Annotated in this window: 17 protein-coding genes and 1 riboswitch; of the genes, 10 read left to right on the top strand and 7 right to left on the bottom strand. The window is 78.2% G+C overall.

Translation table 11 applies throughout. From position 1 onward, the window contains the following. Positions 1-38: 38 nt before the first annotated feature. Positions 39-1,079 carry an L-glyceraldehyde 3-phosphate reductase gene (gene mgrA, locus ACRYR7_RS19805; protein ID WP_432573833.1) on the bottom strand — a complete coding sequence of 347 codons (1,041 nt, stop codon included), beginning with the start codon at positions 1,077-1,079 and terminating at the stop codon, positions 39-41. A gap of 114 nt (positions 1,080-1,193) precedes the next feature. Between mgrA and ACRYR7_RS19810 the strand changes: the two genes are divergently transcribed. After that, complete coding sequence (locus tag ACRYR7_RS19810) at positions 1,194-1,520, top strand: hypothetical protein (protein ID WP_432573834.1); 327 nt, start codon at positions 1,194-1,196, stop codon at positions 1,518-1,520. On the opposite strand, the gene ACRYR7_RS19815 is transcribed toward ACRYR7_RS19810, so the two are convergent. From ACRYR7_RS19815 to ACRYR7_RS19825, 3 genes are all read right to left on the bottom strand, one after another. Next, a complete protein-coding gene (locus ACRYR7_RS19815; protein WP_432573835.1) occupies positions 1,486-2,457 on the bottom strand; it encodes a glycoside hydrolase family 88 protein in 972 nt (323 codons plus the stop codon). The genes ACRYR7_RS19810 and ACRYR7_RS19815 overlap by 35 nt on opposite strands. Positions 2,458-2,554: 97 nt before the next feature. Further along, positions 2,555-3,181 carry a hypothetical protein gene (locus ACRYR7_RS19820; protein ID WP_432573836.1) on the bottom strand — a complete coding sequence of 209 codons (627 nt, stop codon included), beginning with the start codon at positions 3,179-3,181 and terminating at the stop codon, positions 2,555-2,557. Positions 3,182-3,191: 10 nt separating this feature from the next. Then, positions 3,192-3,271: riboswitch (cyclic di-GMP riboswitch) on the bottom strand. A gap of 164 nt (positions 3,272-3,435) precedes the next feature. Next, the gene (locus tag ACRYR7_RS19825; protein WP_432573837.1) at positions 3,436-3,921 is read right to left on the bottom strand and encodes a GNAT family N-acetyltransferase; all 486 of its coding nucleotides are present in this window, start codon (positions 3,919-3,921) and stop codon (positions 3,436-3,438) included. A 128-nt stretch (positions 3,922-4,049) separates the two neighbouring features. Between ACRYR7_RS19825 and ACRYR7_RS19830 the strand changes: the two genes are divergently transcribed. Together ACRYR7_RS19830 and ACRYR7_RS19835 are read left to right on the top strand one after the other, a co-directional pair. Further along, the gene (locus ACRYR7_RS19830; protein WP_432573838.1) at positions 4,050-4,634 is read left to right on the top strand and encodes a TetR/AcrR family transcriptional regulator; all 585 of its coding nucleotides are present in this window, start codon (positions 4,050-4,052) and stop codon (positions 4,632-4,634) included. A 103-nt stretch (positions 4,635-4,737) separates the two neighbouring features. Then, positions 4,738-4,971, top strand: a complete 234-nt coding sequence (locus tag ACRYR7_RS19835; protein WP_432573839.1) for a hypothetical protein — start codon at positions 4,738-4,740, stop codon at positions 4,969-4,971. Between the two features lie 70 nt (positions 4,972-5,041). On the opposite strand, the gene ACRYR7_RS19840 is transcribed toward ACRYR7_RS19835, so the two are convergent. Then, complete coding sequence (locus ACRYR7_RS19840) at positions 5,042-5,779, bottom strand: LmeA family phospholipid-binding protein (RefSeq protein ID WP_432573840.1); 738 nt, start codon at positions 5,777-5,779, stop codon at positions 5,042-5,044. Between the two features lie 52 nt (positions 5,780-5,831). On the opposite strand from ACRYR7_RS19840, the gene ACRYR7_RS19845 reads away from it, so the two are divergent. From ACRYR7_RS19845 to ACRYR7_RS19865, 5 genes are all read left to right on the top strand, one after another. Further along, the gene (locus tag ACRYR7_RS19845; protein WP_432573841.1) at positions 5,832-6,389 is read left to right on the top strand and encodes a 2'-5' RNA ligase family protein; all 558 of its coding nucleotides are present in this window, start codon (positions 5,832-5,834) and stop codon (positions 6,387-6,389) included. Between the two features lie 119 nt (positions 6,390-6,508). Continuing rightward, positions 6,509-7,006: a hypothetical protein gene (locus ACRYR7_RS19850; RefSeq protein WP_432573842.1), complete on the top strand. Its 498-nt coding sequence runs from the start codon at positions 6,509-6,511 to the stop codon at positions 7,004-7,006. Then, on the top strand, positions 6,966-8,543 hold the full coding sequence (locus ACRYR7_RS19855; protein WP_432573843.1) for a sensor histidine kinase: 1,578 nt from the start codon (positions 6,966-6,968) through the stop codon (positions 8,541-8,543). Before ACRYR7_RS19850 ends, ACRYR7_RS19855 begins: the two co-directional genes overlap by 41 nt. Next, positions 8,540-9,208 carry a response regulator transcription factor gene (locus ACRYR7_RS19860; protein WP_432573844.1) on the top strand — a complete coding sequence of 223 codons (669 nt, stop codon included), beginning with the start codon at positions 8,540-8,542 and terminating at the stop codon, positions 9,206-9,208. Before ACRYR7_RS19855 ends, ACRYR7_RS19860 begins: the two co-directional genes overlap by 4 nt. Positions 9,209-9,223: 15 nt before the next feature. Further along, positions 9,224-10,303, top strand: a complete 1,080-nt coding sequence (locus tag ACRYR7_RS19865; RefSeq protein WP_432573845.1) for a helix-turn-helix transcriptional regulator — start codon at positions 9,224-9,226, stop codon at positions 10,301-10,303. Here the strand turns inward: ACRYR7_RS19865 and aqpZ are convergent. Both aqpZ and ACRYR7_RS19875 read right to left on the bottom strand, forming a co-directional pair. Beyond that, positions 10,256-11,065 carry an aquaporin Z gene (aqpZ, locus tag ACRYR7_RS19870; protein ID WP_432573849.1) on the bottom strand — a complete coding sequence of 270 codons (810 nt, stop codon included), beginning with the start codon at positions 11,063-11,065 and terminating at the stop codon, positions 10,256-10,258. The two genes, ACRYR7_RS19865 and aqpZ, sit on opposite strands and share 48 nt — an antisense overlap. A gap of 198 nt (positions 11,066-11,263) precedes the next feature. Next, positions 11,264-11,776 (bottom strand): hypothetical protein, encoded by a 513-nt coding sequence (locus ACRYR7_RS19875; protein WP_432573846.1) that lies wholly within the window; start codon positions 11,774-11,776, stop codon positions 11,264-11,266. A gap of 445 nt (positions 11,777-12,221) precedes the next feature. Between ACRYR7_RS19875 and ACRYR7_RS19880 the strand changes: the two genes are divergently transcribed. Both ACRYR7_RS19880 and trxA read left to right on the top strand, forming a co-directional pair. Then, positions 12,222-12,884: a DinB family protein gene (locus ACRYR7_RS19880; RefSeq protein ID WP_432573847.1), complete on the top strand. Its 663-nt coding sequence runs from the start codon at positions 12,222-12,224 to the stop codon at positions 12,882-12,884. 75 nt (positions 12,885-12,959) lie between these two features. Beyond that, positions 12,960-13,415 carry a thioredoxin gene (trxA, locus tag ACRYR7_RS19885; RefSeq protein ID WP_432573848.1) on the top strand — a complete coding sequence of 152 codons (456 nt, stop codon included), beginning with the start codon at positions 12,960-12,962 and terminating at the stop codon, positions 13,413-13,415. Positions 13,416-13,554: the final 139 nt, after the last annotated feature.

Below are 13,554 nucleotides of genomic sequence, written 5' to 3' on the forward strand. Positions count from 1 at the left end.
CGGCCCGCGAGGGGCCGGGGGCGGGGGCGCCGGGCCGCTCAGCCGGTGGCGTCGCCGGCCTCGCGCGCCTGCGCCCACAGGTCGACGCCGGAGTCGACGGCGAACTCGTCGATCGCCCGCAGCTCCTCGTCGGTGAAGTCCAGCCTGGCGGTGGCGGCGACGTTGTCCTCCACCTGCTGCACGCTGCTGGCGCCGATGAGGGTGGTGGTGACGCGCCGGTCGCGCAGCACCCAGGACAGCGCGAGCTGGGCCAGGGTCTGCCCGCGCCCGGCGGCGATCTCGTTCAGGCCGCGGATGCGGCGCAGGTTCTCCTCGGTGAGGACGCCGGGGTCCAGGGACTTGCCCTGCGCGGCGCGCGAGCCCTGCGGCACCCCGTCCAGGTAGCGGTCGGTCAGCAGGCCCTGGGCCAGCGCGGTGAACGGGATGCAGCCCACGCCCTCGGCCTCCAGCACGTCCAGCAGGCCGGACTCGATCCAGCGGTTGAACATCGAGTACGAGGGCTGGTGGATCAGCAGCGGCGTGCCCAGCTCGCGCAGGATCCGCGAGGCCGCCAGGGTCCGCTCGGGTCCGTAGGAGGAGATCCCCACGTGCAGGGCCTTGCCGGAGCGCACGATCGCGTCCAGCGCCCCCATCGTCTCCTCCAGCGGCGTGTCCGGGTCGGGACGGTGGTGGTAGAAGACGTCGACGTAGTCCAGGTTCAGGCGCTGGAGCGAGGCGTCCAGGGACGCGGTGAGGTACTTGCGCGAGCCGCGGTCGCCGTAGGGGCCGGGCCACATGTCCCAGCCGGCCTTGGTGGAGATCACCAGCTCGTCCCGGTAGGGGGCGAAGTCCTCCTTCATGAGCCGGCCGAAGTTCGTCTCGGCGCTGCCGTAGGGCGGGCCGTAGTTGTTCGCCAGGTCCATGTGCGTGATGCCGAGGTCGAACGCGCGGCGCACGATGTCGCGCTGGGTCTGGAACGGCTTGTCGTCGCCGAAGTTGTGCCAGAAGCCGAGGGACACCGCGGGCAGCTCGAGCCCGCTGCGGCCGCAGCGGCGGTAGGGCATCGCGTCGTACCGGCCGGGGTCTGCGTGGTGGGTCACGCCCGGCGACTCTAGCCAGCCGCCGGCCGCGGCGGCCCCGCGAGCGCGCGGCGCCCTCACCCGGGCGCGGGTGATCGATTGGCTTTCCGGGCGCCGGGGCCCCACAGTCCAGGCATGGACCCCTCTGCCGACAGACAGCCCGTGGTCCTCGCCGACCCCCTGGCCGCGGCGCTCCCGGCCCCCTCGACCGGCGCGCTGGAGAGCTGGTGGGCCGACACCCCGCCCGGGGTGCGCTCGATGCTGCTGGCGGCCGGCGACGGCGAGCCGCTGCCCCGCTCGGTCGCGCACGAGATGACGCGGCGCGGGCTGCGCTGCCCGATGGTCCTGCTGCCCGAGCACGGCCGCCTGGTGCGCCGCACCCTGCCGCCGGCCGAGCTGGTGGCCCTGCTCAGCCGCGAGCGCTCCCTCACCCCGCTGGCGGCGGCTCCCCCGGCGGGCTGAGCCGGCGCTCGGCGGCGGTGGCGAGCAGGAGGAACGCCTGCGCCTCCGCCGAGACGCCCTGCCGGTCGAAGCGCGGCGCGCCGCACACCCCGGTCACCAGCCCGTCGGCGTCCACCCGCGCCCGGCCCGCGGCCAGCAGGTCCCGCCCGGTGCCCGCCAGCCCCGGGTCCAGCCAGCCGTCGGCGACGCCGGTGAGCACGGCGTAGGCGAGCATCTGCGCCAGGTTCGCCTCGCCGAACGAGGCGGGGTCGTCCACGACGTCGCCGAAGGCGCCGTCCTCGCGGCGGTGGCGCAGGCACGCCTGCAGGACCTCGCGGGCGTGCGCGGCCAGCGGCGCGCGCAGGTCCCCGGCGCCCCCGCCCAGCAGGTGCAGCGTGCGGGCGATCGCGGCGACGACCCACCCGTTGCCGGTGCCCCAGGCGCGCGCGTCGCACAGCTCGCCCGCGTCCTCGTCCCAGCGGGCGGCGTACAGGCCGGTGCGCTCGTCGAACAGGCGCCGGCGGTGCCCCTCGAGCTGGGCGGCGGCCCGCTCGGCGTGCCCGGTGGCGGCCAGCGCCGGCACGACCATGTAGACGCTGTCCGCCCACACCTGCCGGCTGCCGGCGAGGTGGAAGAGGGTGCCGTCGTCGGCGCGCGGGCACCCCTGGAGCAGCCAGCGCACCTGCCGGTCGCGGGCGGCGGCCAGCGCGGGGTCGCCGGTGGCGCGCGCCACGCGGTCCACGACCTCGGTGGCGGCGGCGCCGTTGACCAGGCCCTCGTCGTGCAGGGACGCCAGGCGGCCGTCGGGTTCCTGCAGCAGCACCGCCCCGCGGGCCACGACGCGGGCCGCGGCGTCCTCGCCCAGGTCGAGCAGGGCGTGGCCGGTCACGCCCTGCTCCCAGGACTGCCGCTGCAGGGCCAGCAGCGCCCCCAGCGCCCGCCGCGTGGTGCCGTCCACCGCTGCCCCCGTCCGCCCCGGGCGCCGGCGGCCCGCCGCCGGTGAGCCTGGCAGCGCCCCGCGGCCCCCGCCAGCGGGCGGGGGCGCGCGCGGCGCCTCAGGCGCTCGCGGTGGCGGTGGGGGTCGCGGTGGGGGTCGCGGTGGGGGTCGCGGTGGGGCTGGCGGTGGGGCTCGCGGTGGGGGCGTCCCCGTCGCGGGCGCCGGCGGTGACCCGGGTGGCGGTGGCGGCACCGCCGGCGGAGCGGGTGCCCTGGACGCTCACGTGGTCGCCGGGGCGCAGCGCGGACAGCTCCACGACGGCGCCCTCGCGGCGCACGGTGGCGCTCGCGGCCACCGCCACCGTCACCTCCCGGTCGCGCAGGGCCTTGTCGCGCCCGCCGCGCACGGTCAGGGTCACGGTGCGGGCGGCGCCGTCCACGGCGGTCAGGGTGCCCTGGAGGGCCAGGACGTGCCGGGCGGCGCGCGTGCCGCGCACGAGCGCCGGGGCGCCGGTGCGCTTCGCCGTGGGGGTCGCCGTGGAGGTGCCCGTGGGCGCGGCCGTGGGGGTGCCCGTGGGCGCGGCGGTCGGGGCCGCCGTGGGCGCGGCGGTGGGGGCGGCGGTGGGGGCGGGCCGGGCCTCGGCCGCGCGCGGGGCCGCGAGGGCGGCGCCCGCGGTGGGCACGGCGAGCGCGGCGGCGGCGACGGCCGCGCCGAGGGTGGCGGCGAGGGTGGTGGTGCGGCGCAACGTGGTCTCCTCTGGCAGCCGGGCCGCCTCAGCGGGTGAGGCCCCTGTGCTTTGCGTCCCCGCCTCGCGACGGGTTTGCCCTGGTCCGGACGGGCACCCGGCGGGCGCCCGTCGTCCAGCGTGCGCAGCCGCGCGGCGAGCGGCCGGCGGCGCCCACCCGGACGGCGCAGCCGCGGGCGCGCTTCCCACCCGCCCGGCGGCACCGCTCACCGTGCGTGGCCACCGGGCGCTCGGCCGGTCGGCCGCCCGGCCGCTCAGCGGGGCAGCGGACCCGGGGCGCCGTCGAGCCGGCGGGCGTAGCAGACCGAGAGCGCCTCGCCGGCGTAGGGGCCGAAGTTCTCGATCCGCGCGTACCCCTCGCGCTCGTAGAACCTCACTGCCTCGGGCTGGGCGGTGCCGGTCTCCAGCAGCAGCCGGGTGACGCCGAGGTCGGCGGCGGCGCGCTCGAGCCCGCGCAGCACGGCGATCGCCACGCCGCTGCCGCGCCGCTCGGGGCGCACGTACATGCGCTTGACCTCGGCGGTGCCCGGGGCCAGCGGGCGCAGGCCGCCGCAGGCGACGGCGGTGCCGTCGGGCTCGCGGGCGACGAGGAACACGGTGACGTCGGCGGCGGTGGGCGCGGTGCCGGGTTCGTGGTCGTCGGAGCCGTAGCGGGCGTCGAGCTCGGCGCGCTGGGCGGCGCGCAGCGCGGCCCCGTCCGGCGCGTCCCAGTCCTCGGCGGCGATGCTCCAGCGCGGCAAGGGTCCTCCTCGTGCGGGGTTCCGCCGCGACGGCCCTCGCGGCGCCCGGCTCACGGTAACAGCCGTTCCGGGAACGAGTGTTCCGGTGACGTGCGTTCCGGGAACGGGCGTGCCGGTACGGTGGTGGCGTGCCCAGGCGACGCGACGTGGACTCCCAGCGCGAGCTGCTCTCGCAGGCCGTCTGGTCGGTCCTGGCCGAGCACGGCCTGAACGGCCTGACGGTGCGGGCGGTCGCCGAGCGGGCCGGGTGTAGCACGGGCCTGGTGATGCACGCCTTCGCCGGCAAGCGCGAGCTGCTCGTGCACGCCCGGCACCTGCTGCACGAGCGCGCCGCCCGCAGCGCCGACGCCGCCGAGGCCGCCGAGGCGGACCCCGCCGCGAAGCTGCGCGCGGTGCTGCGCCAGGCGGCGTGCCTGACGCCGGCCAAGCGCGAGGACGCGCGCGTGTGGCTGGCGTTCCTGGCCGCCGCGGCCGGCGACGAGGAGCTGGCCGCGGTGCACCGCGAGCACCACCGCGTGCTCGTGCGCCGGCTGGAGCGCCTGGTCGGCGAGGCGGTGCCGGACCTGCCGCGCGCGCAGCGCGGCGTGCGCGCGCGCTCCCTCGCCGCGCTCGTGGAGGGCCTGAACTGCCTGGCCGCCGTCGACCCGGCCACCTACCCCGCCCGCGCGCAGGGCGCCGCGCTCGACGACGCGGTGCGGGCCGCGACCGCCTGAGCCCCGCCGGCGCACCGGGACCCGGTTCTCGGCGTGCGCGGGGCCGTCGGGCGGGGCAGGCTGGGCGCGTCAGCGACGTCCCCAGCAGAGGAGGAGCAGCACCGTGCAGATCCCCAAGGAGATGATCCTCCAGCTCATCCGGGAGAAGTTCAACGACGACGGCAAGGCGCAGCAGGCGGACTCCGAGCTGCCCGGCCAGGTCGACACCGACCAGCACTCGGACCTGCTCGGCAAGTTCGGGATCGAGCCGTCGGAGCTCATCGCGAAGTTCACCGGCGGCGGTGGCGGCGAGGGCGGCGGCGGTCTCGGCGGCCTGGCCGGCAAGATCGGCCTCTAGCAGCGCGGCGTCGCCCCGCGACGCCCTCCCGACGCCCCCCGGACGCACCGTCCGGGGGGCGTCGGCGCGCTCAGCCCAGCTCGGTGGAGGTGGCCAGCACGTCGCCGCGCGCCAGGACCCCGCCGTCGGTGACCTGCAGCGAGCGCACCGCGACCTCGCCGGGCACGTCGTCCAGCGCCACGCTCCAGCCCTCCAGCAGGTCCACCCCCGCCGAGCTGAGCAGCTGCCGGGCCCGCCCCAGGGAGACCTCCTGCCCCGCGGCGCGCGCCGAGAGCGGCACCAGCCGCACCGCCCCGTCCTCCAGACGCGGCTCGACGGTCAGCGCCAGCTCCACGCCCAGGCCGAACAGGCGCACGGACGTCGAGGCGCGCACGTCGTCGCCGTCGCGGCTGAGCCGCACGTCCAGCCCGCCGGTGTCCACTTGCCGCAGCAGCTCGGCGAAGGCCACCGAGGCGGTGAACGTGCCGGGGCCCACGTCGACGGTCCCGGCGCCGCCGGCCAGGGCGCGCAGCGGGGCGTGCACGGCGGGCAGGCGCACCCGCACGTCGTCCAGGACGACGTCGCCGCCGGGCACCCGGGCGGCGGTGACGTCCACGTCCTCGTAGCGGCCGCGCAGCGCCTGCAGCAGGAAGGAACCGCCGGCGACGGTGACGTCCGGGCGCTGCGGCAGCTGCAGCCGCGACTGCAGCTCCCGCTCGACGCGGCCGGTGGCCCACGCGCGCGCGGCCAGGTCGGCGCCGACGAGCACGACGGCGAGCGCCGCGAGCGTCACGACGACGCGGACGAGGGTGTTCCGGGACCGCGCCACGCCCCCACTGTGCCGCAGGCGCCGCCGCGCCCGGCCGCCTACCCTGCGGGACGTGGGACGCGGTGCGGTGCCGGGCGCGCGCGAGCGCACCCTCGTGGTGTGCGCCGCCTTCGACCCCGCGCTGGAGGGGGCGCTGGCGCGGGTGCGCCGGGACCTGCGCGCGGCCGGGGTGCGCGCGCCCGCCGCCCCGCGGCACCGCGCGCACCTGACGCTGCTGGGGGCCGCGTGCCCGCCGGCCGGCACGGCGGCGTTCACGGCCGCCGTGGCCGCCGCCGCGGCGGCGCTGCCGGCGGTGGGGGTGGTGCTCGACGAGGCCGGCACCTTCGGCCGCGGCGCGGTGCTGTGGGCGGGCTGCCGGCAGGACGAGGCGCTGCGCGCGTGGCACGCGGACGCGGCCGAGGCCCTGGCCGCGCAGGGCCTGGACAACGCCTTCGCCACCTCCGCACCGGGGCGGTGGGTGCCGCACTGCACGCTGGCGCGGCGGGTGCGGGCCGCGCAGGCGGTGCCCGCGCTGCAGGACCTGCTGCCGGTGGCCGGCCGCGTGGAGGCGCTGGCCGTCGTGGAGGTCGGCGGCACCGGGGACCTGGCGCTGGCCCCGCTGGCGGGCTGACGGGCCGACCGCCCGCGCGCCGGGCGCCGCGTGACGGGCGCCGCGCGCCGGGTGCCGCGTGAGAGGTCTCTCACCCGCGCCTCACCCGCCCCTCACGAGCGGGCGGCAGCGTCGGGCCCGTGCGAACTCCCGTGGTCGTGGCCGTGCTGGCGGTCAGCGCCGCCGGCGTCGCCGCCCTGGGGCTGTCGATGGCCCGGGCGGAGCAGCCGGGGGCGGGGGTCGGTGACGCCGTGGTCGTCTCCGCCCCCGCCGACCCGGCCGGCGCCTCCCCCGGCGACCCCGCTCCCTCCCCCGCCCCGTCCCCCGCCGGCGGCGACCCGGCCCCGCCGGCGCCCGGCGGCCCCGCCGCGCCACCCGCCGGCGCACCACCGGCCGCACCGCCCCCCGCCGCACCGCCGGCGGCACCGCCCCCCGCGCCCCCCGTACCGTCGGGGGCGCTCCCCGCCCCGCCCGCCGGCGGGAACGGCGTCGTGCCGGTGCCCCCGCCGGGGCCGGTCGTCGTCGGGGACGACGCGGACGACGCGGACGACGGCCGGGACGAGCGGGACGTGGAGGGCGAGGACGACGGGCACGACGGTGGCGACGACGGGCACGACGACGACGGGGACGACGGCTGAGCCGCGCCGCCGGCTCCCGCGCCGGCTGCGGCTGCTGCTGCGCCCGGTGCGCGCCAAGGTGGTGCTGGCCGTCGTCGGCGCCACCGCGCTGGGCCTGGGTCTGACGGGCGCGGTCTCGCACGTGGTGCAGGTCGACGCCACCGACGCGCGCGTGGACGCCTCGATGCGCCAGGAGGTCACCGAGCTGCGCGAGCTGGCCGCGCGCGGCTTCAACGGCCAGCGGTTCACCTCCGTGGACGCCCTGCTGGCCGCGGGCATCCGCAACGACGTCGCCGACGCGCACGAGTCGGCGGTGGGCATCGTGGTGGGCGGGAACACCTACGTGCCCGCCCGCACCCCGCCGTTCGCGCTGCAGGACAACCCCCGCGTGCAGGAGCTGGTGCGCCGCACCACCGCCGACAGCCCCGCCGTGGTGGAGACGGTGCGCACCGAGGCGGGCCCGACGCGGATCATCGCGGTGCCGGTGTCCCTGCCCGGCGCCGCGCCGGGCGAGCCGTCGCTGGGCCTGTACGTCGTCGGGCACGCCCTGGACCCGGAGTTCGCCGTGGCCGAGGAGAACGCCCGCACGTTCGCGGTGCTGAGCCTGGCGGCGCTGCTCGTGGTGGGCGCGGTGGGCTGGCTGGCGGTGGTGCGGCTGCTGCGCCCGCTGGACGACCTGCACGCCACCGCCGTCGACGTCGGCGCCACCGAGCTGTCCCGGCGGGTGCCCGTGCACGGCGACGACGACGTGGCCGACGTCGCGCGCAGCTTCAACGCGATGCTGCAGCGCCTGGAGGCCTCCTTCGAGGCGCAGCGCCGCTTCCTCGACGACGCCGGGCACGAGCTGCGCACGCCCCTGACGATCGTGCAGGGCCACCTGGAGCTCATGGACGAGCGCGACGCGCGCGACGTGGCGGAGACGCGCGCGCTGGTGCTGGACGAGCTGACGCGCATGGCGCGGCTGGTGGACGACCTGACGCTGCTGGCCAAGGCGCGCCGGCCGGACTTCCTGCACCCGCAGCGGGTGGACGCGGGCCGGTTGCTCGACGACGCGTTCGACAAGGTGGTGCCGCTGGGCGCGCGGGACTGGCGGGTGGACGCGCGCGCCGACGTGGAGGTCGCCGCCGACCCCCAGCGCGTGCAGCAGGCGCTCATCCAGCTCGTGTCCAACGCGGTGAAGTTCTCCGCCGACGGCGACGTGGTCGCCCTGGGCAGCGCCGTGCGCGGGGACGAGCTGCTGCTGTGGGTGCGCGACAGCGGCCCGGGCATCGCCCCGGAGGACGTCGGGCGCATCTTCGAGCGGTTCGGCCGCGCCGCCGGCGGGCGCGGGGTGGAGGGTTCCGGGCTGGGGCTGTCCATCGTCACCGCGATCGCCGAGGCGCACGGCGGGCGCGTGGAGGTGGCGAGCCTGCCGGGGGCCGGCGCCACGTTCACCCTGGCGCTGCCGCTGGGCGCGGCGCCCGCCGGGCCCGCGCCGCTGCCCGCCGGGCCCGCGGCCACCCCCGCGCCGCCCGCCACCGAGCACGCCACCACCGAGCACGCCCGGGAGGGCCGTTGACCAGCATCCTGATCGCCGAGGACGAGGCGCGCATCGCGGCCTTCGTGGAGAAGGGCCTGCGCGCCGGCGGGTACGCCACGACGATCGCCCCCGACGGGCGCACCGCGCTGGACCTGGCGAGCAGCGGGGAGTTCGACCTGCTGCTGCTGGACGTGGGGCTGCCGGGGGTGGACGGCTTCTCGGTGCTGCGCCGGCTGCGCCAGGCCCGGCACTCCCTGCCGGTCATCATGCTCACCGCCCGCGACGACGTCGCCGACACCGTGGCCGGGCTGGAGGGCGGCGCGGACGACTACGTCACCAAGCCGTTCCGGTTCGAGGAGCTGCTGGCGCGGGTGCGGCTGCGGCTGCGCACCGGCGAGGACCGCGGCGGGGAGGTGACGGTGCTGGCGGCGGCGGGTCTGCAGCTGGACCTGCTGACCCGCACCGCGGCCGTGGAGGGCCGCTCGGTGGGCCTGTCCAGCCGGGAGTTCTCCCTGGCCGAGGCGTTCCTGCGCCACCCCGGGCAGGTGCTCTCGCGCGAGCAGCTGCTCAGCTCGGTGTGGGGGTACGACTTCGACCCCGGCTCCAACGTCGTGGACGTGTACGTGCGCTACCTGCGCAGGAAGCTGGGCGCCGAGCGCTTCGAGACGGTGCGCGGGATGGGGTACCGCCTGCGCACCGGGTGAGGCCATGCTGGGGCCGTGCGCGCGGCCCGGCTGCTGACCATGGCGATGCTGCTGCAGACGCGCCCGATGGTCACCGCCCGCGAGCTGGCCCGGCGCCTGGGGGTCTCCGAGCGCACGGTGCAGCGCGACGTGGCCGAGCTGGTGGCCGCGGGCATCCCGGTGGTGGCGGTGCGCGGGCCCGCCGGCGGGTACCGGATCGCCGACGGCCACCGGCACCGCACCAGCGGGCTGTCGGCCGCGGAGGCCGAGGCGGTGACGTTCCTGGGCCTGACGGGGGTGGCCGCGGACCTGGGGTTCGCCGAGGTCGTCGGCGGGGCGCAGCTGAAGCTGCTGGCGGGCACGACGCCGGAGGGCCGCGAGCGCGCGCAGCGGGTGTCCTCGCGCTTCCACCTGGACACCGACCGCTGGTTCGGCACGGCGGAACCGGCGCCGGCGCTGGTGGCGCTGGCGCGCGCGGTGTGGGACGACCGGCGCGTGCGGGTGCGCCACCACCGCCGCACCGGCGAGCGCACCGAGCGGGTCCTGGACCCGCTGGGCCTGGTCCTCAAGGGCGAGTGGTACCTGCTGGCCGCGCGCGAGGGCGAGCTGCGCACGTACCGGGTCTCGCGCCTGGACGCGGTGGAGGTCCTGGCGGAACCGGCGCGGCGCCCGGCGGGTTTCGACCTGCAGAGCGCCTGGCGCGCGCACCTGGCGTGCGTGCAGGCCGGCCGGGAGCTGCTGCGGGGGCGGGGCCCCCCCCACCCGCGGGCGCTGCCGGGGCTGCGGCGGGTGGCGTCGGCGTCGGCGCAGGCGGGGATGCCGGTGGTGGCCGACGGGCTGCCCGCCGACGCGGCGGGGCGGGTGGAGCTGGTGGTGGCCTTCGACGCCCGCTCGTGGGCGGTCTCCACGCTGCTGGGGTTCGCGCCGGACGTGGAGGTGCTGGCGCCGGCGGACCTGCGCGCGGAGATCGCGCAGCGGGCGCGGCTGGCCGCCGCGCAGCACGCCGGCCCGCCGCGCGAACCCCCGCCGGAGGGCCCCCCGCCGGAGGGCCGCCCGCCGGGGCACCCCCTACCGGACGGGGCGGTGCTTGACCTCGCCGTCGACGGGGGTGGTTAGGTCCACGGTGGCGTCGTGGGCGTCGCTGGCGGCGGCGTCGACGTCCTGCCCCTCGCGGGCGGCCGCGGTGGTGCCGTCGTCGCCGGTGAGGAACCGGTAGGCCAGGCCGGCGACCGCGGCGCCGGCGAGCGGGGCCAGCCAGAACAGCCAGAGCTGCTCCAGCGCCAGCCCGCCGGCGAACAGCGCCGGCCCGGTGGAGCGCGCGGGGTTCACCGAGGTGTTCGTCACCGGGATGCTCACCAGGTGGATCAGGGTCAGGACCAGCCCGATGGCCAGCGGCCCGAAGCCCTGCGGGGCGCGCCGGTCGGTGGCGCCGAGGATCACCAGCAGGAAGAACGCGGTCAGGACGACCTCGGCGACCAGCGCCGCCGCGAGCGAGTACCCGCCCGGTGAGCCCTCGCCGTAGCCGTTGGCCGCGAAGCCGTCCGCGACGTCGAACCCCGGTCCGCCCGAGGCGATCGCGAACAGCACCGCCGCGGCGGCCACGGCCGCGACGACCTGGGTGAGCACGTACGGCAGGACGTCGCCGGCCGGGGTGCGCCGGGCCAGGAACAGCCCGAGGGTGACGGCGGGGTTGAAGTGCCCGCCGGACAGGTGGCCGAAGGCGTACGCGGCCGTGAGGACCGACAGGCCGAAGGCGAGGCTGACGCCGAGCAGGCCGATGCCGACGTCGGGGAAGGCGGCGGCCAGGACGGCGCTGCCGCAGCCGGTGAGCACGAGCCAGAAGGTGCCGAGGAACTCCGCGGTCAGGCGCCGCGACAGGGTGCTGTGCACGGGAACGTCCTCCACTGCTCGAACGACGGTCGTGCGCACAGCCTCCCGCTACCGGCAGTCACGCGGAAGCCCTCCCCTGTGAACTCGCGGTAACGACCGCGACCGGGCGGGGCGCCGGGGACCGCTCCGCCCGCACGCCGAACGCCCCCCACCGCCAGCGGTGAGGGGCGTTCTGGGGGCGAGGGGTCAGCCGGCGGTGCGGGCCGAGGCGGGGCGCAGGTCGACGGCGGTGTCGTCGTCGCCCTCGACCTCCTTGGCGAGCATGCCGGAACCCAGGGCCCACAGCGCCGCACCGACGATGGCGACGTAGACGCCGATCTCGGGGGTGAGCCCGTCACCGCGCTCCAGGCCGCCCATGGGGTGCAGGGCGAAGGCGATGAACTGCACGGTCGCGGCCAGGGCCACCGCCATGGACGCCAGGGTCAGCCCGCGGTGCTGCCCGCGGTGGGCGCGCTTGCGGGCGTAGGCCAGGGCCAGCAGGAACCCCAGGCCGAGGTAGGCCGTGAAGGGCACCAGCGAGTCGGTCTCGTAGCCGACGCGCGCCTGCTCGGTGCCCTCGAACTGCACCCAGTCCATGAACGGGGCGACGTTGAGGACGACGGCGCCGAGGGCGGCGACGCCGAGGCCCTTGGCGTCGGCGCGGCGGGTGTCGCGGGCGGTGCGGGAGCGGTCGAGGTCGTGCGAGCCGGTGGTGGCCACGGGGTCTCCTGGGGGTGTGCGTGCGGTGGCCGCGCCGGGAGGGCGCGGTGCGTTCGACCGGTGGTGGAGGCGACCCACCGGGCGGGGCGGTGCCCTCGCGCGGGGTGGTGCCGTCCACGGGTGGTGGGGCGGAGCCGTCCGGGGCACGGCGGCGCGCTCGCTGGGCGCTGCTGCGGTCGTGCACCACGGGTGCCCCACCCGGTGCGGCGCGTGTCTGCACCGCGGGCCGGGGCGTCTGCTCCACCACGAGTTGAACACCGGGTGGACGGGTCGGCAACCCGGGACGCCGCGGGCGGCGCCGGGCGGACCCGCGCGAAACCCCTCCGTGAACCCGACAGGGGCTGACGGGTAAGCGCCCTAGCGTCGGGGACGTACCCGCCCGCGGCGACGCCGCGGCGGGGCGATCGACGCACCCCGGACCCCGCGAGAGCACCAGGAGGACCCCGTGACCGACACCGGCACCGCCACCACCCCCACCGAGACCGCCCCCACCGCCCCCGGCGCCGCGACCGGCGCCGACGAGCGCGACGTCTTCGTCCTGGCCGAGGACGCGCTGCTGGCCGTCGTGCGGCGGGTGCGCGAGGACCAGTGGGACCTGGACGTGCGCGCCGAGGTCACCACCAGCGACCCCGGCCGCGCGTACGCGCTGCGCGAGATCGTCGGCTACCACGCCTACGACGACGCCTGGGTGCCCGCGATGCTCGCCGGGCGCACGATGGCCGAGGTCGGCGAGGACGCCCACCGCGGCGACCTGCTCGGCGCGGACCCGGTGGGCGCCTTCGAGCGGATCGTGGAGGAGGCGGTGGCCGCAGCCCGCGCCCTGGAGGACCTGGAGCGCACCGTGCACTGCTCCTTCGGCGACTTCAGCGCCCGCGACTACCTGTGGCAGGCGATCTCCTTCCGCGCCCTGCGCGCCGTGGAGATCGCCCGCCTGATCGGCGCCGACGACCGCCTCGTGCCGGAGCTGGTGGAGCCGCTGCTGGCGTACATGCGCCTCAACGCCGAGCAGTGGCGCGCCTGGGGCGTGCTGGGGCCGGAGCTGCCGGCGCCGGACGGCGCGACGGCTCAGGAGCGGCTCATGGCGCTGACGGGCCGCCGGCCGCGCTGAGCCGCTGAGCCGCTGAGCCGCTGAGCCGCTGAGCCCAGCGGGAAGCCTGCGCGCGCCGCCGTGGTTGGGTGAGGCATGAGCACTCAGGCGCTGACCCTGGAGACGCACGACGAGACCGTCAAGGACGGCATCGTGCTGATCGACTTCTGGGCGGAGTGGTGCGGGCCGTGCCGCCAGTTCGGCCCGGTGTTCGAGAAGGCTTCGGAGAAGCACCAGGACATCACCTTCACGAAGGTGGACACCGAGGACCAGCAGCAGCTGGCCGCCCGCTACGGCATCACCTCGATCCCCACGCTGATCGCGTACCGCGACGGCATCCCCGTGTTCGGCCAGCCCGGCGCCCTGCCCGAGCCCGCCCTGGAGCAGCTCATCGAGCAGGTCCGCGGCCTGGACATGGACACCGTCAAGCAGCAGTACGCGCAGGCGGTGGCCGAGCACCAGGCGCAGCAGCAGGCCGAGGCGGCCCGGGCCGCGCAGACGCAGCGCACCGGCACCGGCGTGCGCGCCGGCACCGACCCCGCCGCCTTCTGAGCCCCGCGGCACCACCGCGACGGCCCCGTCCCCCCACCCGGGGGCGGGGCCGTCGGCGCGGGGGGGCGGGGGGGGGGGGGGCCGGGGGGTGAAACCCCTCTCGGGGGGACACCCGCGGGGGGGGGGGGGTGGAATTGGG

Origin of the sequence: Kineococcus gurbantunggutensis, assembly GCF_050871925.1 — a bacterium.
Lineage (GTDB): Bacteria > Actinomycetota > Actinomycetes > Actinomycetales > Kineococcaceae > Kineococcus.

What these genes read in the sequence shown, in the direction of transcription:
- trxA (WP_432573848.1), top strand. Translation starts at nt 12,960, where the DNA reads ATGAGCACTCAGGCGCTGACCCTGGAGACGCACGACGAGACCGTCAAG.
- ACRYR7_RS19810 (WP_432573834.1), top strand. Translation starts at nt 1,194, where the DNA reads ATGGACCCCTCTGCCGACAGACAGCCCGTGGTCCTCGCCGACCCCCTG.